The 19,648-nt window shown below is 67.6% G+C and carries 19 protein-coding genes and 1 tRNA gene; 11 read left to right on the top strand and 9 right to left on the bottom strand.

Annotated elements, in window-relative coordinates; all coding sequences use genetic code 11:
• Positions 1 to 247: 247 nt before the first annotated feature.
• Positions 248 to 1,525: a hypothetical protein gene (locus QSK18_RS04695; protein WP_285616660.1), complete on the top strand. Its 1,278-nt coding sequence runs from the start codon at positions 248 to 250 to the stop codon at positions 1,523 to 1,525.
• 128 nt (positions 1,526 to 1,653) lie between these two features.
• Positions 1,654 to 1,726 (top strand) — tRNA-Arg (locus tag QSK18_RS04690).
• A gap of 169 nt (positions 1,727 to 1,895) precedes the next feature.
• Here QSK18_RS04690 and QSK18_RS04685 read toward each other — a convergent pair.
• Positions 1,896 to 2,606, bottom strand: a complete 711-nt coding sequence (locus QSK18_RS04685) for a hypothetical protein (protein WP_232808678.1) — start codon at positions 2,604 to 2,606, stop codon at positions 1,896 to 1,898.
• 186 nt (positions 2,607 to 2,792) lie between these two features.
• Here QSK18_RS04685 and QSK18_RS04680 point away from each other — a divergent pair, with 186 nt between their 5' ends.
• From QSK18_RS04680 to QSK18_RS04660, 6 genes are all read left to right on the top strand, one after another.
• Positions 2,793 to 3,356, top strand: a complete 564-nt coding sequence (locus tag QSK18_RS04680) for a dihydrofolate reductase family protein (protein WP_285616657.1) — start codon at positions 2,793 to 2,795, stop codon at positions 3,354 to 3,356.
• 37 nt (positions 3,357 to 3,393) lie between these two features.
• A complete protein-coding gene (locus tag QSK18_RS35840; RefSeq protein ID WP_352396434.1) occupies positions 3,394 to 3,564 on the top strand; it encodes a type II toxin-antitoxin system RelE/ParE family toxin in 171 nt (56 codons plus the stop codon).
• Entirely contained in the window at positions 3,561 to 3,875 is a 315-nt protein-coding gene (locus tag QSK18_RS04675) for a transcriptional regulator (protein WP_232808675.1), read from the top strand. The genes QSK18_RS35840 and QSK18_RS04675 overlap by 4 nt, the downstream gene beginning before the upstream one ends.
• A 67-nt stretch (positions 3,876 to 3,942) precedes the next feature.
• Positions 3,943 to 4,671 (top strand): hypothetical protein, encoded by a 729-nt coding sequence (locus QSK18_RS04670; RefSeq protein WP_285616655.1) that lies wholly within the window; start codon positions 3,943 to 3,945, stop codon positions 4,669 to 4,671.
• 106 nt (positions 4,672 to 4,777) lie between these two features.
• Positions 4,778 to 5,683, top strand: a complete 906-nt coding sequence (locus QSK18_RS04665; RefSeq protein WP_285616654.1) for a chitosanase — start codon at positions 4,778 to 4,780, stop codon at positions 5,681 to 5,683.
• Between the two features lie 159 nt (positions 5,684 to 5,842).
• On the top strand, positions 5,843 to 7,318 hold the full coding sequence (locus QSK18_RS04660; protein ID WP_285616652.1) for a hypothetical protein: 1,476 nt from the start codon (positions 5,843 to 5,845) through the stop codon (positions 7,316 to 7,318).
• 142 nt (positions 7,319 to 7,460) lie between these two features.
• Here QSK18_RS04660 and QSK18_RS04655 read toward each other — a convergent pair whose 3' ends face one another.
• From QSK18_RS04655 to QSK18_RS04635, 5 genes are all read right to left on the bottom strand, one after another.
• Complete coding sequence (locus QSK18_RS04655) at positions 7,461 to 8,474, bottom strand: TerC family protein (RefSeq protein ID WP_232808672.1); 1,014 nt, start codon at positions 8,472 to 8,474, stop codon at positions 7,461 to 7,463.
• Positions 8,475 to 8,677: 203 nt separating this feature from the next.
• A complete protein-coding gene (gene arfA / locus QSK18_RS04650; protein WP_232808671.1) occupies positions 8,678 to 10,201 on the bottom strand; it encodes an arabinosylfuranosidase ArfA in 1,524 nt (507 codons plus the stop codon).
• 16 nt (positions 10,202 to 10,217) lie between these two features.
• The gene (locus tag QSK18_RS04645; RefSeq protein WP_285616650.1) at positions 10,218 to 11,063 is read right to left on the bottom strand and encodes a carbohydrate ABC transporter permease; all 846 of its coding nucleotides are present in this window, start codon (positions 11,061 to 11,063) and stop codon (positions 10,218 to 10,220) included.
• Positions 11,060 to 12,004, bottom strand: a complete 945-nt coding sequence (locus QSK18_RS04640; protein WP_232808669.1) for a carbohydrate ABC transporter permease — start codon at positions 12,002 to 12,004, stop codon at positions 11,060 to 11,062. Before QSK18_RS04640 ends, QSK18_RS04645 begins: the two co-directional genes overlap by 4 nt.
• Positions 12,001 to 13,377, bottom strand: coding sequence for an extracellular solute-binding protein (locus tag QSK18_RS04635; RefSeq protein WP_232808668.1), 1,377 nt, complete (start codon positions 13,375 to 13,377; stop codon positions 12,001 to 12,003). The genes QSK18_RS04640 and QSK18_RS04635 overlap by 4 nt, the downstream gene beginning before the upstream one ends.
• A gap of 254 nt (positions 13,378 to 13,631) precedes the next feature.
• Here QSK18_RS04635 and QSK18_RS04630 point away from each other — a divergent pair, with 254 nt between their 5' ends.
• Positions 13,632 to 14,651, top strand: a complete 1,020-nt coding sequence (locus tag QSK18_RS04630; protein ID WP_232808667.1) for a LacI family DNA-binding transcriptional regulator — start codon at positions 13,632 to 13,634, stop codon at positions 14,649 to 14,651.
• A 107-nt stretch (positions 14,652 to 14,758) separates the two neighbouring features.
• Here the strand turns inward: QSK18_RS04630 and ilvD are convergent, their stop codons facing one another.
• A complete protein-coding gene (gene ilvD / locus QSK18_RS04625; protein WP_232808665.1) occupies positions 14,759 to 16,606 on the bottom strand; it encodes a dihydroxy-acid dehydratase in 1,848 nt (615 codons plus the stop codon).
• A gap of 455 nt (positions 16,607 to 17,061) precedes the next feature.
• Here ilvD and QSK18_RS04620 point away from each other — a divergent pair, with 455 nt between their 5' ends.
• Positions 17,062 to 17,868 (top strand): PP2C family protein-serine/threonine phosphatase, encoded by an 807-nt coding sequence (locus QSK18_RS04620; RefSeq protein WP_285616641.1) that lies wholly within the window; start codon positions 17,062 to 17,064, stop codon positions 17,866 to 17,868.
• 27 nt (positions 17,869 to 17,895) lie between these two features.
• A complete protein-coding gene (locus QSK18_RS04615) occupies positions 17,896 to 18,483 on the top strand; it encodes a mismatch-specific DNA-glycosylase (RefSeq protein WP_285616640.1) in 588 nt (195 codons plus the stop codon).
• Here QSK18_RS04615 and QSK18_RS04610 read toward each other — a convergent pair.
• Positions 18,470 to 18,886 (bottom strand): Fur family transcriptional regulator, encoded by a 417-nt coding sequence (locus QSK18_RS04610; RefSeq protein WP_285616639.1) that lies wholly within the window; start codon positions 18,884 to 18,886, stop codon positions 18,470 to 18,472. The genes QSK18_RS04615 and QSK18_RS04610 overlap by 14 nt on opposite strands.
• Positions 18,887 to 18,917: 31 nt before the next feature.
• Complete coding sequence (locus tag QSK18_RS04605) at positions 18,918 to 19,622, bottom strand: alpha/beta fold hydrolase (RefSeq protein WP_285616638.1); 705 nt, start codon at positions 19,620 to 19,622, stop codon at positions 18,918 to 18,920.
• Positions 19,623 to 19,648: the final 26 nt, after the last annotated feature.

Below are 19,648 nucleotides of genomic sequence, written 5' to 3'. Positions count from 1 at the left end.
TGCATTTGGGGCTTGAGGGGTACATGGGTAGAACGGTCCCGTTGAGCCCTGGGTGAAAGGATGCTCTTTCGGGCAGTTCGCTGAGACGATCTTGTCCAGTTCGTACCTTTCTTTTGTGAAGCGCCGTTTCAATCCGCCGCCCGGCTGGCCCCGGCCGCCCGAGGGCTGGCTGCCGCCTCGGGGGTGGCAGCCCGACCCGTCCTGGCCGTTGGCGCCGTTCGGCTGGCAGTACGTAGTAGAAGATCCAATGAGGGACGAGGGGCGCCTGGCTCCCACGGTCTCCGACGCCGTCGAGCGGTCCGAGTGGCTTCGGGACACACCGGCCCCGCCCGCCGAGAGCGTTCTCCCCGCCGTGCAGGCGGCCCGGGCTGCCCAGGTGGCCCGGCAGTGGGCCGGGCTGGACGAGAATCCCCCGGTGCACGAGTTCGGCACCGTCCGCTGGGCCGGAGAGGGCGATACGCCCGACGCCGGGCTGGATCTGTCCCGCCCCGAGCCCTCCGAGTCCTGGGTGCCGGTGGGCACATGGCGGGTAGGTGCCGTCCCCGCCGGGGGCCGCCCCTCCGATGGGCCGGACGAATCGCTCGGGGTCGTGAGCGCCCCCGACGCCGCTCACTGGCTGGACCGTCTCTACGGCCCCTCAGACCGCGCGCCCGACCCGGCGGGCATCCCGGAGTACGACCTGGGCTCGCTGAACCGCCCCAACCGTCGCGCAGGCGCCCCAGCGCACGCCGCGAACGACCCGGGCCGCTTCCGCAACCTCGTCGAGAACCAGATCCCCGTCCAGGCCCACGGCTCCGACCGCCGCGCCAACTGGCCCCGCAAGCGCATCGTCCTGCCCATGGTCGTCCTGGTCGGCGTCGCCGGTTTCAGCCTGGGCCGCGGCGCCCTGGATGTCGTGAACCCGACCAAGGGTCAGGTCACCCTCGCCGACCCGCCCCTCCTGGCCGGCCAGAAGGCGCCCAGTGGCTACCTCGTGACCGCCGCCCCCAAGCCCAAGCCCACACCGACGTCCACTGTTGAGAGCAAGCAGTCGGGCGGGGGTAAGCACAAGGCCGCGGTGCCCACGCCCGAGGCCACCGCCGCCGAGAAGAAGGCCGAGGCCCAGTCCACCGGCAAGGCGGCCACGCCCAAGGCCGGCGAGCGCCCCCGCACCACCGTCACCAGCACCACGATCAAGACCCCGGGCCCGGGCACACAGTGGTCCCGCACCAGCCGCAGCGACGTCCCCACCACGGGCGCCGACGACGAGAAGCGCCGCTCCGACCGCAACCGGGACTACGACCGCGAGCGCAACCGCGACCGTGACGAGGACCGCCGCGGCCGCCACCGCAAGCCCGACCGTGCCACCCCCTGGCAGTGCGACCCCAACTACTCCGTCAGCTGCGTCCCCATCGCCTCCGACGTCGACTGCCTGTCGGCCGGCGGCGACGGCCCCGCCTACCTCGCCGCCCCGGCCCGGGTCATCGGCCGGGACATCTACAACCTGGACACGAACGGCGACGGCTGGGCCTGCGAGCGCTGGTGACCCGCCGTGTGCCGAGAGTGACGAATGCGGCGCTCCGGGTGCATCTGGCCGCCCCACGTTCACTGAGTTAGTACTTCGGGTGCAGACCCGCTAAGGTAGTCACCGCTCCCCCCGACAGGGAGGAGCGAGCGCCCGTAGCTCAACGGATAGAGCATTTGACTACGGATCAAAAGGTTAGGGGTTCGAATCCCTTCGGGCGCACTCGTTGAGACAGCGACATGAACGGCCCCTGAGCAGCGGAAACGCAGCTCGGGGCCGTTTGTGTTTGGGTGCGGTTCGGCGACCTGGTCGGGCGGGGTGAGTGACTGAATGAGTGACCATGGCTGAGGAGCAACAGTCGGGTGCTGCGGCGTGAGCGTGGTCTGAGGTGTCAGCGTAGGACGGTGAGCCAGGCGTTGGCAGTCTGGCCCTTCTTCCACTTGACCTCGATCAGATGATCGTGGGCCCAGTGGTCAGGCACCGTAAAGGTGACGTACGCGCGGCCGTTGGCATCGGTGCGAATGGAACGCAGCACGCCATCGTCGGACGATCCGCCAATTCCAGGGTCCTCCGCATTAGCGCGAGTCTTGTTGCTGAACAGCCTGTACCTGGCGTGGGCCCGTAGCCCGCTGACGACGACCCCGGCTCGAGAGCCGGCGTAGACCCTGTCAGTGCTCAATGCGAGGGACGGACGGGGCGGGGTGACGGTGATCCAGCCGTGGGCTTGCTCGACCAGGTCGGCCCCTTTGGCTTTCTGCAGCTCGATCAGGTGATCGTGCTTCCAGGTCAGCGGCACGACGAGCCGGGTCGAGAATTCGCCTGTCCTGTCAGTCTTTACCCGGGCCAGCACTGTCACCTTTTCCGAGTCCGACACGTCCGTCGAAGAGGGGTCGGTGCGGGTCTGATGACTGATGAGCTCATAGGTTGTGTTGGCTCGCAGCTGGGCCGCGTCCACTCTGATCGTGCGACTGGCCGAGACGGAGCTCGCGCTCAGCGTCAGTGCCGGAGGCGCGTCCTGGTCTGCCGCAGCAGCCTGCGCGACGCCGGTGGCGGACCCGAGAATGGCTGAAAGACCAGCAATCGCAACGCCGATACGGATCATCGTCCGCCCGTCCCCTCTGAAGGCATCCCTGCGACCTATGAAGGGTACGCCTACTCTGGGTAGTTGAGGTTACTGAACGTAGCTCCGCTTATGTGTAGTCAGGAACCTCGGGCCTATGAACGACGATGATTCTTCGGCGCCGGGATGGTCTGTACGTCTGAGACCGGCTCACGGGAGGCTGACGCCATGGGGAAACTGAGTTTTGCGATGAACGTGTCGTTGGACGGCTACGTCGCCGCACCCGGTGACGACCTCGGCTGGAGCGTCCCGAGCGACGAGCTGTTCCAGTGGTGGTCGGACCGGGTGGGGGCGACCGGTCTGGCGCTGTACGGGCGCAGGCTGTGGGAAGGGATGAGTTCTCACTGGCCTACCGCCGATGAGCAGCCCGGCGTCACCCCGGCCCACGTCGAGTACGCCCAGCGCTGGCGGGCCATGCCGAAGGTGGTGTTCTCTTCGACGATCAGCGAGGTCGCCTGGAACGCGCGCCTGTGCGCCGGTGATGCGGTTGCCGAGATAGCCCGGCTCAAGGCCGAGGACGGCGGCGACATGGACATTGCCGGCGCCACGCTCGCCGCGTCGGCGATGCGGGCTGGGCTCATCGACGAATACATCCTGGTCACGGCGCCGGTCCTGGTTGGGGGCGGCAAGCCGTTCTTCACGGCTCTGGACAGTTGGGTGAACCTGAAGTTGGTCGAGACTCGGACGTTTTCCGGAGGTTTGCTTCTGTCTAGGTACGAGACCAGGGGCTAGGAGCCTGGCGTACTCGACATCCGAGACTGGGCGCGACGTGTCGGTTCGGGTGCTGTTCGTCTTCGACCCTTGGTCGCAGGCGATCCTGCTCACGGTGGGGAACAAGGCGGGTGACTGGTCGCGGTGGTACCAAGCAGCGATCCCGGTCGCTGAGCAGGCCTACGAGAGCTGGCTGACGCTTGAGGGAAAGCGAAGGGCTGACCAATGACTGAGTTTCACGACTGGGATGACATTCGAGCCGAGCTCGACGATGGTGACAGTGATGCCCTGGCGAAGGAGCGGGCTCGTACCGAGGCTTGGGCGAGCGCCTTCCATCTTGCTGAGGAGCGTCGACGCCTCGGTCTGACCCAGGCCCAGGTGGCGGAGCTCATGGGCGTCACGCCGGGCCGGGTCAGCCAGATCGAGAACGGTGATCTGGATGTCAACGAGGTGGCGACCCTCAGCCGGTACGCACATGCGCTCGGGGCACGAATGCGCATCATCTTCGACTACGGCGACGATCTTCGTCAGATTGCCTGATGCCCTGCATCGCTGACCGAGTTCCGGAAATTAGTGGCGTTACTCAAGGTTGGGCGTGTGCCTTCCGATGGACGTCCTCATGGTGTCCGGTGTGCGAGCTTCCTGCGGGATCTCGCTGGTCCTGATCGCGCTGATGGCGGGCAGTGGATGCTCTGCGTCCGATCGGGCCGCCGGTGAAGTGGCTACAACGCGGCCCGTTTCCTCCAGCTCTGCATTGTTGTCGGAGCCGATGCTCGGCGTCACCGACTGCCTCTCCGGGTACTCGGTCGGAAGCATCGGCGACTACGCCGCAGGGGGTGGGGAGGCTTCGGCTGATGAGGCCATCGGCTTCCTGACTCGCGCGGTCAGTCGCGAGTGGGGATCGGAACTGCGGCCTGAGACGGTTGCGGCGTCAGATTCGAAAGTGGTCGTCGAGTATCTCAGCGACTCGCGGGTGGTTGCCAGAGGTGCGGTGGTTGCCGTGGGTGACAAGTGGCAGATGGAAGGGCTTTCGCAGTGCACTGCCGGACCGGCGGCGGAGAAATCGCCGGCTTCGGCTGCTGACACGTCATGGCCCTGCTTCACCGAGCTGGCAACGAAGGTCACGCAGGGCGGGAGAGTAGTGGCCCGACCGGAGCTGGTCGGCCTGACGGTGCGGGAGGCGAGGAAGGCTGCCCCTGGGGGCGGGGCGATGGGGCGTAGATTCCGCATTCTTGGAGAGGATGGTGAATGCAACGACCATCATCTTGACGCGTATGCGGACCGTATCAACGTGTTTGTTGAAGACGGGCGAGTCATTTGGGCGTACAACTTCTGACCGGTATGCAGGCCGATAGGCCGGGCTTAGGTCGTAGCGCCAGGCCGTCTTAAAGCAGCGCGAGTACCGTCGTCACCCCTGAAGGAACGGCAGGAAAGGACCAAGCATGCTCACCCTGAGAGCAAAGGCCGGAGTCCTGGTGGGCGGTGTGGTTGCTGCCGCGCTCGCTGCGGGTGTTGCCACCAGTGTGGTTTCGCCTGCCCAGGCCACGGAGTCCGCCCAGGTCACAGAGTCCAACCGGGCTACAGAGTCCAACCAGGCCACAGAGTCCAACCAGGTCGCGGAGTCGGCCCAGGCGGCCGACCTGGACTCGCCGGAGAAGAAGGACATTGCGATGCAGCTGGTCTCGAGCGCGGAGAACTCCTCGCTCGACTGGCGGGCGCAGTACGGGTACATCGAGGACATCGGTGACGGCCGGGGGTTCACCGGCGGCATCATCGGGTTCACCTCGGGCACGCACGACATGCTGGAACTGGTCGAGCGGTACACCGACGAGCATCCGGGCAATGGGCTGGAGAAGTTCCTGCCGGCGTTGCGGGCGGTGGATGGCACGGATTCGACCGCGGGGCTGGGGCAGGCCTACGTGAGGGCCTGGGAGGCCGAGGCGGAGAAGGCTGCGTTCCAGCAGGCGCAAGACGCTGAGCGAGACCGGGCGTACTTCGATCCGGCGGTCGAACAGGCCAAGGCCGACGGGCTGCGGGCGCTGGGGCAGTTCGCCTACTACGACGCGATGGTCATGCACGGTCCGGGCGAGGATCCGGTGAGCTTCGGCGGTATCCGGGCGACGGCTCTTCGTAATGCCACTCCGCCGTCTCAGGGCGGCGATGAAACCGTCTATCTCGATGCGTTTCTCGATGCCCGCAAGGCGGCGATGCTGACCGAGGAGGCACACTCCGAGACCGGGCGGGTGGATACGCAGCAGCGTAAGTTCCTGCGGGAGGGCAACCTCGACCTGGACCCGCCGCTGCGCTGGACCGTCTACGAGGGCGACCCGGTCTACGAGATCCTCTGACCCGGGCTGGAAGATTTTCTGATCCGGCCGGGCCGCGTCATCAGTCAAACCGCACCGTCACCAGTCGATTACGGAAAGACCCTCGCCGGGATTGGGCCTGATGCCCGATTTAGGCGAGGGTCTAGCCGCGCTTAATGCTGCCTCCAAGATCATGCCGCCATGCGTACTCCCTCCACGACGGGCGGCGGCCGGAAGGCCACGTCCTGGCGGCTCTGGACCGTGAGCCTCAGTGCCGTGGTGCTGGCGGTGGCCGGCACCAGCGTCGCGCTGCAGTCGGCCTCGGGTCAGCCGGCCGACACCACCGCAGCCACCTCCAGCAACGCCGCCGCAGCCGACGGTGCAGGCAGTGCCACCAGCGCCGCCAGCGCCGACGGCGCCGGCAGCGCGACCGCCAAGAGCGAGAAGCCGGCCACCGCCACCTCCGAGAAGGTCAAGGAGGCGAAGGTCGTCGAGAGCACCGAGAGCTCGACCACCGTCTCCACGGCCGCGGCCAAGTGCTCACGCACCGCCTCCAAGACCGCGAAGACCAAGGTCACCAACGTCAAGCTGCCCAAGAAGGTCCGGGGCTACGGCTCCGAGGGCGACACCGAGGTCCTGCCGATGGCCGTCGCCGCGGCCCCCAACGGCCAGTCGTGGCTGGCCTGGATGGGCACCGACGAGAAGGTCTACCTGGGCAAGCTCGGCTGCAACGACAAGCTGGTCGGCAAGCCCACCGCCTTCACCGGCATCGACCTGCAGGATGTCGCCGCCGACGCCAAGGGCGGCGTTCTGCTGATCACCAAGAAGGGCCAGTGCGGCACCGGCCCGCTGTGCGGCGGCACCTCCAGCCCCTGCAACACCATGCACATGATCCGGTTCGACAACAGCGGCAAGCTGGTCTGGGACCAGCAGGTCACCAACCTGACCAGCTCGCGTAAGGGCTACGACGACGGCGCCCGCTTCGTCTGGTGGTACCAGCACCACGGTCGGCTCGCCTACGACGGCAAGAACTACGCGGCCTACTTCGGCACCGCGATCACCGTGAAGAACGGCAACTGCGTGGACATCCACCAGGGCGACCGGATGCAGGTGGTCAACAGCAAGGGCAACATCGTCAAGGGCAAGAGCTTCGACTTCGGTTGCAGCCACGCCTGGACGTCGCGGATCGCCTACGACCCGGCCAAGAAGAAGTTCGTGATGACCTGCGCGACCGACAACGAGTGCCGGATCGCCCAGCCGAACCCCTACCGCACCGTCGCGGCCGGCAAGTGTGACGGCACGCTGTTCGGCGGCGACCTGGTGCTGGCCAAGAGGGGCTACTGGACGGCCTGGAGCCAGGGCAACGCGGTCAAGCTGTCCCGCTTCACCACCGGCTCGGCCAACAAGACGGTGGCCCCCGGCGTGTCCAGCCAGCACCCGCACCTGGTCAAGTACGGCAAGAACCGGATGGTGCTGAGCTGGGGCTCCGGCGCCAAGACCAAGGTCAAGATCCTCAACCGTTCCACCGGTGCCACGATCGGCTCGACCCTGACGCTGGGCGTGAAGGACCACGACTACGCCGCCTTCAAGGAGTACAAGGACGGCAGCGTCGCCTACCCCGCTGCGGGCAGCACGAGCTCGCAGATCAAGATCGCCCGCGTGATGCCGATGAGCTGATCCGCGACCACGCGGTCAGCCGGCGCAAAAGACCAGGTGCCCACGAACGTCCTCAATTGAAGGACGTTCGTGGGCACCTTGGTTTTGTTGCCGGACTTCGCTTCAGGCTGGGTTCAGGTTGCCTGGGGCAAGCTGGTCAGCGTCAGACAGCCCGCCGGTCGGCGTTGTCCACCGAGGTCTCTTCGGCCTCGTCGGGCTTCATCCGGCTCGACACCACCAGGCTGGCCACCGTGGTGACGACCAGGGTGCCGATGATGACGGTGAGAGACAGCCAGATCGGGATCTCGCCGCCGAACGGGGCCCAGTCGGCCCAGTGGTACTCGTGCATGGCGTGCAGCACGAGTTTCACACCGATGAAGGCCAGGATGAACGACAGGCCCAGCGACAGGTAGATCAGTCGCTGCAGCAGGCCGCCGATCAGGAAGTACAGTTGGCGCAGCCCCATCAGCGCGAAGACGTTCGCGGTGAAGACCAGGTACGGCTCCTCGGTGAGGCCGTAGATGGCCGGGATCGAGTCGAGCGCGAACAGCAGGTCGGTGCTGCCCAGCGCGACGATCACGAAGAACATCGGCGTGATCAGGCGCTTGCCGGCCTGGGTGATGGTCAGCGAGCGGCCGTGGTACTCGTCGGTCGACGGGAAACGGCGCTTGACCAGGCGCATCAGCGCGTTGTCGACCATCTCGTCATCGTCGTCGTGCTTGCGGTACTCCCTCACCAGGTTGATCGCGGTGTAGATGAGGAACGCGCCGAAGATGAAGAAGACCCAGGCGAACTGCTCGATCGCGGCGGCGCCGAGGGCGATGAAGATCGCCCGGAAGATCAGCGCCAGGATGATGCCGATCGTCAGGGCGTACTGCTGCAGGTGCCGGGGCACCGCCAGCTTCGACATGATGATCAGGAAGATGAACAGGTTGTCGATCGACAGGCTGTACTCGGTCAGCCAGCCGGCGAAGAACTCACCGGCGTAACGCGAGCCCGACGTGGCCCACACGCCCAGGCCGAACACGATGGCCAGGGCCACGAAGGTGGCGACGAAGGCGCCGGCCTCCTTCATCGAGGGTTCGTGCACGTTGCGCCCGATGACGAAGACGTCGAGCGCGAGCACGGCGACCAGGACCACGGTGGTGATCAACCAGGTCGTGGTGGAGACATCCATACGGCACAGGCCTTCCGAGTTGCGGGGTGGTCCGGGTGATCCGGCTGGCCCCAGGGGGTCAGGTCTGGCCGGAAAAGGCGTAGCGTGCCACCCAGCCAGAACACCAACGGTGTCCGGACACACAAAAGTTCCGGATTTCGGGCCCGAGGCGACCCAGCTCACACCGCAAATCGGAAGTCGCGCCTGTCTGTTGCTCTTTCGAACTATTGCGCGGTGAGCCGGATTGCGCTCCAGGACACCGGCGGCAGCTCCAGCCGGAGCACCCCGTCCGCCACCGTGACCCCGGAATTGGCCACCGGAACCACCCGGTCCGGCTCCTCGGCCGTGTTCGTGGCCGAGAGGTCGGAGTCGGTGAGGGTCCACGCCTCGGTGACCGCGAACGTCCCCAGTTCGAAGCCGGCCAGCGGCACGGCCAGGGTGACCGGCTCGCTCAGGTGCCGGTTCACCAGGAACACGCTGACCTCCCCGGTCTCCGGGTCGTGGGTCGCCACCGCGTCCACCACCGGCACCTCACCGAAGCGCTCGGTCTCCTGCACCGGGCCCTGCGGCTCGACCCGCAGCACCTGGCCCCGGGCCAGCCGGGAGGTGATCGCGAACGGGTGGAAGATGGTCTGCCGCCAGGCCGGACCGCCGGCCTCGCTGCGGATCGGCGCGATCACGTTCACCAGCTGTGCCTGGCACGCGGCGGTGACGCGGTCGCTGTGCCGCAGCAGCGAGATCAGCAGACTGCCCACCACCACCGCATCGGTGACGTCGTACTGGTCCTCGATCACCCGGGGGGCGATCGGCCACTCGCTCGAGTCGACCGCGGTGACCCCGGACTGGAAGTCGGACTGACGCCAGACGTTCCACTCGTCGAAGGACACCATGATCTTCTTCTTGCTCTTCAGCCGGGCGCCCACGCTGTCGGCGGTGGCGACCACGCTGTCGATGAAGTGGTCCATGTCCACGCCCGAGGCCAGGAAGCTCGCGACGTCCCCGTTCAGGGGTTCGTAGTACGCGTGGGCGGAGATGTAGTCCACCGCGTCGTAGGTCTCCTCGAGGACCTCCGACTCCCAGGTGGCGAAGGTGGGCATGGAAGAGCTGGAGCTGCCGACGGCCACCAGCTGCAGGTCTGGTTCGGCGGTACGCAGCGCCCGCGCGGTCTCGACCGCCAGTCGCCCGTACTCCCGAGCCGTCTTGTGCCCGGTCTGCCAGGGGCCGTCGAGCTCGTTACCCAGGCAGAACAGCTTCACCCCGTAGGGCTTGTCCACCCCGTTGCTGCGGCGCAGTTCCGCGAGGTGCGTGCGGTCGGGCTGGTTCAGGTACTCGTGCACGTCCAGCGCTTCCTGCACCCCGCGGGTGCCGAGGTTCAGCGCGTACATCACCTCGACCCCGGCCTTGCCCGCCCACCGCATGAACTCGTCCAGGCCGAACTCATTGGTCTCCAGGCTGTGCCAGGCCAGGTCGCGACGCACCGGGCGCTGCTCCCGCGGGCCGATGCCGTCTTCCCAGCGATAGCCCGAGACGAAGTTGCCGCCGGGGTAACGCACCAGGGAGACGCCCATCTCCCGGGTCAGGGCCAGGACGTCCTGACGGAAGCCGTCGGCGTCGGCGGTGGGGTGGTCCGGCTCGTAGATGCCGGTGTACACGCAGCGCCCCATGTGCTCGACGAACGAGCCGAAGATGCGGCGCGACACCGGGGCGACGGTGAATGCGGGATCGAGCCGGAATGACGCGTTGAGCAAGGGTCTCTCCTTCGAGCTACTTGAGGCTGCCGACGGTCAGGCCGCCCTGCCAGTACCGCTGCAGGGTCAGGAAGGCGATGACCAGCGGAACCACCGAGACCAGCGAGCCGACAATGACCAGGGTCCAGAGCGACTGCCCGCTGTTGTTGTTGGAAGTGGCCAGTTGCGACCACAGGCCGATGCCCACCGGAAGCGGGTACAGCTTGGAAGTGGAGAGCATGATCAGCGGGAGGAAGTAGTTGTTCCAGGTGGAGACCACCGACAGCAGCAGCACGGTGATCACCCCCGGCCGCATCAGCGGGAGCGCGACCTGCCAGAAGATGCGCAGCTCACCGGCCCCGTCGATGCGGGCCGCGTCGATCAGTTCGGTGGGGATCGAGCCGCCCGCGTAGACCCGCATCAGGTAGACCGCGAACGGGCTGAGCAGGGAGGGCAGGATCACCGCCCAGATCGTGTCGGTCAGGCCGGCGTTCGAGAACATCACGAACGTGGGGATGACCAGGGCGGTCAGCGGCACCATGACCGACCCCAGGACGGCCGCGAAGAGCGCTGTGCGACCGGTGAAGCGGTACATGGAGAAGCCGTAGCCGGCGAGCACCGAGACGACGGTGCAGCCGATCCCGCCGAGCCCGGCGTACAGCACCGAGTTGCCCAGCCAGCGCAGGTACTCGCCGTTGTTGAAGGTGAACAGGGCCTCGAGGTTGTCGAACAGGTGGAACCCCTCGAACCAGAGCGGCCCGGATCCGGAGAACAGGCCCTCCCCGCTCTTGGTGCTGGCCACCACCAGCCACCAGACCGGCAGCAGGAAGTAGCAGACCAGGGCCAGCAGGGCCAGCTTCACACCGATGTGACGAGGTCTCACGTGAACAGGCCTCCTCGCTTGCGGGTGGCGAACATGAAGATGCCCACCGCCAGGAAGACCACGAAGCCGAGCGCGAACGAGATGGCCGAGGCGTAGTTGAACTGGGCGTAGCTGAAGGCGGTCTCGTAGGCGTAGATGTTCGGCGTGAAGTCCGGGGTGATCGAGCCGTTGGCGATGTTGCGCAGGATCTGCGGCTCGGCGAAGAACTGCAGGGTGCCGATCAGCGAGAAGATCAGGATCACGACCAGGGCCGAGGCGACCAGGGGCACCTTGATCCGCAGGGCGATCTGCCTTCCGTTGGCGCCGTCGATCCGGGCCGCCTCGAACAGCGTGTGGTCGATGCCCTTCAGGGCGGCGTAGATGATGATCATGTAGTAGCCGGACCACTGCCAGGTGACCACGTTGAGCAGGCCGTAGAACACGTTGCCCTGACTGAGCAGGAACGGTGCCTGCACGTTGAACAACGAGGCCACCTGCTCGATCGGCCCGAAACTGGGGCTGTAGAGGAAGCCCCACATCAGGGCGCCGATCACGGCCGGGATGGCGTACGGCAGGAAGATCATCAACCGGCTGAAACTGGCCAGCCGGCCGGTGATCTCGTCCAGCAGCAGCGCGGCCGCCAGGGCCACGACGATCTGGAGCGGGATCACCACCAGCGAGAACCTGAGGACGAACCAGAGCCCCTTGCGGAACGAGGGGTCGCCGAACGCGCGGGTGTAGTTGTCGAACCCGGCGAACGTGGTGCCGGTGGCCAGGCCCTTGGTGTAGAGGCTGAGGTAGCCGGCGTAGAGCAGGGGAGCGACCAAGAAGGCCAGGAAGACGATCAGGAACGGCAGGACGAAGAACCAGCCGATCTGTTCACGCTTGTTCTTCCGTAACGCCTTGGCGGGCCTGGCCTTCGGGGGTTCCACCGCCCGTTCGGTGGTCTCGAGATCGGTCATTTCACAGTGAAGCCTTGGCCCTTGGCGTACTGCACGATCTGGTTGTGCAGGTCGGTCGCGGCCTGGTCACCGGTGACCTGCCCGGCGTTGATCTTGGCGATCTGGGCCTGCAGCTGGGCGTAGTAGTAGACCGTGAACGGGCTGTACACCGCGCCCTGGTAGGCGTTCTCGGCCGGGACGTAGATGTCCTTGTTGGCCGTCTGGCCGTCGAAGAACTCGACCTCGGCATTGACGAACTCGTCCGACTTCAGCACGTTCTGGTTCAGCGGGAAGATGGTCTGGGTCTTCCAGCCGTCCTCCAGCGAGGCCTCGTCGGCGTACAGCTCCATGGCCACCTTGGCGGCGGCCTCCTTGTCGCTCGACTGGCTGGTCACCGCGAAGGTGGAACCGCCCCAGTTCACCGACACCGGGTTGGCCGGGTCCCACTGCGGCAGCGGGGCGACCGCGAACTCACCGCTGTCCTTGCCCTTGCCCACACCCTGACCGGTCAGGTAGCCCGGCGCCCAGGCGGCCGAGACGTAGGTGGCGTACTTCCCGCCCACCATCCCGGTGATGTAGTCGGTGTTGAACTGGTCCTCCTTGCCGACCAGCCCCTTGGCCACCAGGTCGCCCCAGTAGTTGAGGACGTCCTTGGTCGCCTGGTCGTCCAGCTTGATCGTGATGTTCTGCTTGTCGGCGAGGTCGTACTGGAAGGGCTGGGCGCCCTTCTGGATCATCAGCGCGGTCACCGCCGAGGGCACGTTGCTGCCGAAGTCGCCGAACGCCGGGCCGCCGGCGTCCTTCATCTTCTGCGCCGCCTCGGCGTACTCGTCCCAGGTGGTGGGGATCTTGTCGATGCCGTACTTCTCGAAGATGTCCTTGCGGTAGATCATCGCCATCGGGCCGCCGTCGACCGGGATGGCGTAGACCGCGTCACCCTGCGAGACGTCCTTCCAGGCCCCCTCGCTGAAGTTGCCCTTCACCTTGTCGGCGCCGAACGGGGCGAGATCGACCAGCGCGTCCTGGATCTCGAACCCGACCAGCTGCTCGGTCTCGAGCATGATGACGTCGGGGGCGCCCTTCTTGGCCGAGATCGCGGTCTGGAACTTCGCGTACTGCGGCTGGCCCTGACCGGCGTTGGTCCAGCAGACCTGGATGTCGGTGTTGGCCTTGTTGAAGTTGTCGACGACCTTGGCCATGTTCGGGTACCAGGCCCAGACCAGGACCTTCTTGGCGTCCGGCTGCAGGATCTTGTTGGTGCAGTTGGTGGGCTCGGCGGCCGTCCCGCCGCCACCTCCACCGCTGCCGCCGTCGTCTCCGCCGCCACCGCAGGCGGCCAGGGCGATCGTGGCGACCAGCCCGGTGACCAGGACCGTGGATTTGCGCAAGCGCATGTCGATGCCTCCTTTGGTCATGACATGTCGGGCTGCAATCGGGACTACGCATGGTGACGCACGGGGGGCAGTACGGCTCTGCCGGTCGTCGGCAGTAGCCAGAGGAGCTATATGCGGGTCTGAATCCGATTGCAGCGCTGCAAAGGAGTATGCCCAGTGATTCTCCGGGGTGACAAGAGGGGATCCGACCGAAATACGATGGGCGGTGCGAGCCCCGCTGGGTGGTCTGGCTCGCGCTGGACTGAGGGGTACCCATGAGAGACGCAACGCTGCGTGACGTAGCCGACCTGGCCGGCGTGTCGCCGCGCACGGTCTCCAACGTGGTGAACGGCTACGCCAAGGTCGCCCAGGGCACCCGGGAGAAGGTCGAGCTGGCGATCGCCCAGCTCGGCTACCGGCCGAACGTGCTGGCCCGGCATCTGGCCACCGGCCGCTCCGGGCAGATCGTGGTGGTGGTGCCCTATCTGGACACCCCGTACTTCGCCGAGCTGCTGCAGGCGATCATTCCGGTGGCCCGGCGTCAGGGCTACAACGTGCTGATCGACCAGTCCGACGGTGACCGGGAACATGAGGGGGAGCTGATCGGGCGGCCCTCGCACCGCTCGTTCTTCGACGGCATGATCTACAGCCCGCTCGGCCTGTCCCAGCAGGACCTCTCCGGCCGCGACCCGGCGCTGCCCCTGGTGGTGCTCGGAGAACGCACGTCGGAGGCCAATTTCGACCATGTCGGCATCGACGACGTCGCCGCCTCCACCGAGGCCGTGCAGCACCTGATCGGCCTGGGCCGCCGCCGGATCGCCGCGATCGGCGACCAGCCCTACCCCACCGGCGAGGCAGCTCAGCGTCGCACCAAGGGTTTTCGCGCCGCCCACGTAGCGGCCGGCCTGCCTGTGGACGATTCGCTCATCATCGGGACCCCGCGCTTCAACCGGGTCGACGGCGCCACCGCCATGGAAACCCTTCTGGACCGGGCTGATCCGCCCGACGCCGTGTTCTGCTACAGCGACCTGGTCGCCCTCGGGGCCATCCACACCTTGGTGAGCAGGGGTTTCCGGGTGCCGGAAGACGTGGCGGTGATCGGCTACGACGACATCGAGGACGGCCGCTACGCCCTGCCCTCGGTGAGCACCATCGCCCCCGACAAGACCGAGATCGCCCGGCTGGCAGTGGAACGCCTGGTGATGCGGATCAACAGCACCGAGCCGGTGCCCGGGGTGGACCTACGGGCCGGGCACCGGCTGATCGCGAGGCAGAGCACGGTGGGATCAGCGTGATCTGGAGTCGAGTCATCGGGGCACGCTTCTGGAATGAGTGAGTCGTCGCAGACCCGAAGGGCCCGCCGATCAGACGACGATCGACGGGCCCAATGGTCTACCCGAACTTACTCCGGCACGCGGCGGTAGGCGCCGTCCGAGGCTGCGGTGGCCATCGAGGCGTAGGCGCGCAGGGCGGCCGAGACCGGGCGCTGGCGGTCGAGCGGGGTGTAGGGCTTGTCCCGCTTCTCCTGGGTGGCGCGGCGCTGGTCGAGCACGAGTTCGTCGACGTCGAGCGAGATCTGGCGGTTGGGGATGTCGATGGAGATCGGGTCGCCGTCCTCGACCAGGGCGATCAGGCCGCCGCCGGCCGCCTCGGGCGAGACGTGGCCGATGGACAGGCCGCTGGTGCCGCCGGAGAAGCGGCCGTCGGTGATCAGGGCGCACTTCTGGCCCAGGCCGCGGCCCTTCAGGAACGACGTGGGGTAGAGCATCTCCTGCATGCCCGGGCCGCCCTTGGGGCCCTCGTAGCGGATCACCACGACGTGGCCCTCGGTGACCTTCTTGCCCAGGATGCCGTCGACCGCGGCCTCCTGGCTCTCGAACACGATGGCCTGACCGGTGAACTTCCAGACCGCCTCGGGCACACCGGCGGTCTTGACCACGCAGCCGTCGGGGGCGAGGTTGCCGAAGAGGATGGCCAGGCCGCCGTCGACGGTGTAGGCGTGCTCGACGTCGCGGATGCAGCCCTCGGCCGCGTCGGTGTCGAGCGAGCTCCACTCGTTCTGGGTGGAGAACGGCTCGACCGTACGCACCCCGCCGGGGGCGGCCTTGAACAGCTCCAGCGCCCGCTGCGAGGGGGAGCCGCCGCGGATGTCCCACTCGTCGAGCCAGGCCTGCAGACCGTCGCTGTGCACCGGCTTCACGTCGGTGTTGAGCAGCCCGCCGCGGTTCAGCTCGCCGAGGATGGCGGGGATGCCGCCGGCCCGGTGCACGTCTTCCATGTGGAACTTCGGCGAGTTCGGGGCGACCTTCGACAGGCAGGGCACCTTGCGCGAGATCGCGTCGATGTCCGAGACGGTGAAGTCCAGCTCGGCCTCGCGGGCGGCGGCCAGCAGGTGCAGCACGGTGTTGGTGGAGCCACCCATGGCCACGTCCAGGGCGACCGCGTTCTCGAAGGCCGAGCGGCTGGCCACGGTGCGCGGCAGCACGGAGTCGTCGTCCTGGCCGTAGTGGCGCCGGGCCAGGTCGACGATCGTGGTGCCGGCGTCCTTGAACAGCTGGCGGCGGGCCTCGTGGGTGGCCAGGGTGGAGCCGTTGCCGGGCAGCGACAGGCCCATCGCCTCGGTCAGGCAGTTCATCGAGTTGGCGGTGAACATGCCCGAGCAGGAGCCGCAGGTGGGGCAGGCCGAGCGCTCGATCACGTCGAGCTGCTCGTCGCTGATCCGCGCGTCGGCGGCCGCGACCATGGCGTCGACCAGGTCGAGCTTGGAGTGGACGATGCCCTCGATCGCGGTGGTCTTGCCCGCCTCCATCGGCCCGCCGGAGACGAACACGGTGGGGATGTTGAGCCGCAGGGCGGCCAGCAGCATGCCCGGGGTGATCTTGTCGCAGTTGGAGATGCAGACCAGGGCGTCGGCGCAGTGCGCGTTCACCATGTACTCGACCGCGTCGGCGATCAGCTCGCGGCTGGGCAGCGAGTAGAGCATGCCGCCGTGCCCCATCGCGATGCCGTCGTCCACCGCGATGGTGTTGAACTCCTTGGAGACCGCGCCGGCCTGCTCGATCGACTCCGCCACGATCTGGCCCACGTTGCGCAGGTGCACGTGGCCGGGCACGAACTCGGTGAACGAGTTGGCGATGGCCACGATCGGCTTGCCGAAGTCGTCGTCGGTCATCCCGGTCGCTCGCCAGAGCGCCCGGGCTCCGGCCATGTTGCGACCCGTGGTCGAGGTGGCCGACCGAAGCTGTTTCATCGTGAAAGTCTTCTTTCCTGCGTCTGCTGGTCGCGCGGCGGCCTGGGCGGGGGCCGGCGGCGGCGACCGGATGTCGTCGGTGGACGCGCGGGAGAAGGGCCGGGGTCACCCACTCGCGCGTCTGCGCCCGGTGCTGGAGGACGGTCGCTTCTGGCGACGACCCGATGGTAACTCGCGGGCGAACATCGACCGGCGGGCACCGGGCGGATGCCCGTCAGCTGTCGTTAACCTGACTCTGAGTAGCCAAATCCGGGTGCCGCGTAGCCAAAGTGCAGGATGCCGAGCACGAAGTGCGCTCTCCGGTGTCGCGGGTTGTCACCCTTTGATAGTTTTCACCCGCTTCTGAGCTCTAGCCCAAAAAGGAGTTGAACAGTAATCTTCGTCGGCAAGATCGCAGAGTGAGCGGAGGCGCAATGGCGCTGCGGATTCGTGCGTGCGTCAAGACGCACCCCGGTTTGCGCCGTACCAACAACGAGGACTCCGGTTTCATCGGACGCCGGTTGTTCCTCGTCGCCGACGGCATGGGCGGGCACGACTTCGGCGAGGTGGCCAGCGCCATCGTCGCCCGCACGGTCGCCTACCTCGACGACCACCTCTCGCTGTTCGGCCCGGAGCGGGACATCGTCGGTGCGGTCGAGTTCGCCGACCAGCGCCTGGCCCGGGCGATCGAGAACAACCCGAGCCTGTCCGGGATGGGCACCACGCTCACCGCGATGCTGATCCACCACGACACGATCGCCCTGACCAACGTCGGCGACTCCCGGGCCTACCTGCTGCGTGGCCGGGAGATGTACCAGCTCACCCACGACGACACCTACGTGCAGATGCTGGCCGACAAGGGCTGGCTGGATCCGAAGCTGATCCCCCAGCACCCCCAGCGCAGCGTGCTGCTGCGGGTGCTGCGCGGTGGCGACGACGGCGGCACGGCCGAGGTGTCGGTGCACGAGGCGGTGCCCGGCGACCGCTACCTGCTGTGCAGCGACGGCCTGAGCGACTACGTGCCCGCCGAGGCGATCCAGAAGGCGCTGGCCGGGAACAAGCACGCAGGCAAGGCGATCGACAAGCTGATCGCGCTGGCGCTCAAGGCCGGCGCCCCGGACAACGTGACCTGCGTGGTCGGCGACGTGGTCGACGACGACGTGAAGCCGACGGGCGACGGCGAGTTCGTCGGGTCCGCCCAGGAGCTCGGCGAAGGTGCCCTGGAGGCGGCCGAGCAGAAGGTGGCCGAGGCCCGGGCCGCGGGCTACCTCAAGAGCGCCTGAGCCGAGCTAGCCTCGTAAACTGCCCGGGTGGCAGATCCGGGACGAGCCAGGTTCACCCGGGAGCAACTGCAGGCGTTCCGCGACGCCCGGGTTCCCGATCTGCTCGCCCCCGACCTGAAGCTGCTCTTCGTGGGCATCAATCCGGGCCTGTGGACGGCCGCCGTGCAGGCGCACTTCGCCCGGCGGGGCAATCGGTTCTACCCAGCGCTGTACCGCTCGGGGCTCACCGACCGGCTGATCGACGCGTCTTCCGGCTACACGCCCGAAGACCTGCAGCATCTGTACGACCGCGGTCTGGGCATCAGCAACCTGGCCCACCGGGCCACCGCGCGGGCCGACGAACTCACACCCGACGAACTCCTCGAAGGCGCTGTCCAGCTGAGAGCGCTCGTGGCTCGCAAGCGTCCTCAAGTAGTTGCTTTTCTCGGGATCACGGCCTACCGCACGGCTTTTGCGCTACCTAAGGCAAAGGTCGGGCGGCAGCCCGAACCGATGCATGAGGCGCAGGTGTGGGTGCTGCCCAACCCCAGCGGCCTCAACGCCAACGTGCAGCTGCCTCAGCTGGCCGAGGCGTTCCGCGAGGTCGGCCGGGCCGCCGGAGTCATCGCTGCTTGAGGGCGCAGTCGGTGCAGGTGCCCCACCAGGTCAGCTCGGCCTCGTCGATCCGGGCGAAGCCGGGGGCGGCGCCCGGAGTCAGGCAGGGCGCCAGGCCGACCGCGCAGTCCACGTCGGCGACCGCGCCGCAGGAGCGGCAGACCACGTGGTGGTGGTTGTCGCCGACCCGGGTCTCGTAGCGGGTGGGTGACCCGGCCGGCTCGATCCGGCGGACCAGGCCGGAGCCGGTCAGGTCGTCGAGCGCGTTGTAGATGGTCTGGCTGGACAGCTGACCGCCGACCGCCTGGGACAGGTCGGTCGCGGTCGAGTGCGGCCGGGTGAGCAGGGCCTGCAGAACGGCCCGGCGCGGTGCGGTGCTGCGTAGGCCGGCGCCCCGCAGGAGCACGGCCGGATCCGTCGTCATGCCCTCACTATGCGGGGTTGTTTTGAGGCTGTCAAAAAAGCTCGGCCGGGTGGCGGCCCAGCCAGTCCAGCACCGTCGCGGTGAACTTCTGCGGCTCCTGGTCGTGGACGTAGTGCCCACCGCCCAGCGTGACCAGCTCCGACTCGGGGATCCGGGCGGCGGCCTCGCGCAGCCAGGCCTGCGGCACCGTGCTGGTCTCGCCCCCGCCGACGATCAGGGTCGGCGCGGACACCTGGCTGAGCCGTTCGCGCAGCTCCAGCGCCCCCGCGTCGATCTGCGGGCGCATGGCCACGACCATCTCCCAGTCGAGAGGCAGCTCTTCGGCCGGGCGTTCGGGCAGTTCGCGCGGCGGCGTCGGGTCTCCCGGCGCCACGTCCTCGATGATCAGCCGGGCGACCAGGTCGGGCCGGTCGACCGCGATCCGGAAGGCCACCATGCCGCCGAGCGAGTGCCCGAGCAGGGCGACCCTGCGCAGGTGCCGCGCATCGAGCAGCTCGACCACGTCGGCGAACATGCTCTGGTAGCTGTAGTCGCCCGGCCAGGCACTCGGCGAGTGCCCGCGCAGGGTCACGCCCACCACCCGGTACCCGGCCTCCTCGAAGGCCGGCCGGATCGGCTGCCAGTCGGCCTCGCTGCCGCCCAGGGCATGCAGCAGGACCAGCACCGGCCCATCGGCCGGTCCGCTCTCGGAGTAGCTGATGTCGACGCCGCCGGATGTCGTAAATGTCTGGGCCACATCGGCAGGCTAGCCCGGGATCACCG

It is taken from the genome of Kineosporia sp. NBRC 101677, assembly GCF_030269265.1.
GTDB classification, from domain to species: domain Bacteria; phylum Actinomycetota; class Actinomycetes; order Actinomycetales; family Kineosporiaceae; genus Kineosporia; species Kineosporia rhizophila.
The sequence above is the reverse complement of the archived record's forward strand: the minus strand, read 5'-3'. Positions and strand labels throughout refer to the sequence as shown.

Excerpts from the sequence above, each read along its gene's own strand:
- QSK18_RS04675 (WP_232808675.1), top strand. The coding sequence starts at position 3,561 with ATGACTGAGTTTCACGACTGGGATGACATTCGAGCCGAGCTCGACGAT.
- QSK18_RS04695 (WP_285616660.1), top strand. The coding sequence starts at position 248 with ATGAGGGACGAGGGGCGCCTGGCTCCCACGGTCTCCGACGCCGTCGAG.
- QSK18_RS04660 (WP_285616652.1), top strand. The coding sequence starts at position 5,843 with ATGCGTACTCCCTCCACGACGGGCGGCGGCCGGAAGGCCACGTCCTGG.
- QSK18_RS04630 (WP_232808667.1), top strand. The coding sequence starts at position 13,632 with ATGAGAGACGCAACGCTGCGTGACGTAGCCGACCTGGCCGGCGTGTCG.
- QSK18_RS04610 (WP_285616639.1), bottom strand. The coding sequence starts at position 18,886 with ATGACGACGGATCCGGCCGTGCTCCTGCGGGGCGCCGGCCTACGCAGC.
- ilvD (WP_232808665.1), bottom strand. The coding sequence starts at position 16,606 with ATGAAACAGCTTCGGTCGGCCACCTCGACCACGGGTCGCAACATGGCC.
- QSK18_RS04685 (WP_232808678.1), bottom strand. The coding sequence starts at position 2,606 with ATGATCCGTATCGGCGTTGCGATTGCTGGTCTTTCAGCCATTCTCGGG.
- QSK18_RS04665 (WP_285616654.1), top strand. The coding sequence starts at position 4,778 with ATGCTCACCCTGAGAGCAAAGGCCGGAGTCCTGGTGGGCGGTGTGGTT.
- QSK18_RS04640 (WP_232808669.1), bottom strand. The coding sequence starts at position 12,004 with ATGACCGATCTCGAGACCACCGAACGGGCGGTGGAACCCCCGAAGGCC.
- QSK18_RS04655 (WP_232808672.1), bottom strand. The coding sequence starts at position 8,474 with ATGGATGTCTCCACCACGACCTGGTTGATCACCACCGTGGTCCTGGTC.
- QSK18_RS04680 (WP_285616657.1), top strand. The coding sequence starts at position 2,793 with ATGGGGAAACTGAGTTTTGCGATGAACGTGTCGTTGGACGGCTACGTC.
- QSK18_RS04635 (WP_232808668.1), bottom strand. The coding sequence starts at position 13,377 with ATGCGCTTGCGCAAATCCACGGTCCTGGTCACCGGGCTGGTCGCCACG.
- QSK18_RS04670 (WP_285616655.1), top strand. The coding sequence starts at position 3,943 with ATGGACGTCCTCATGGTGTCCGGTGTGCGAGCTTCCTGCGGGATCTCG.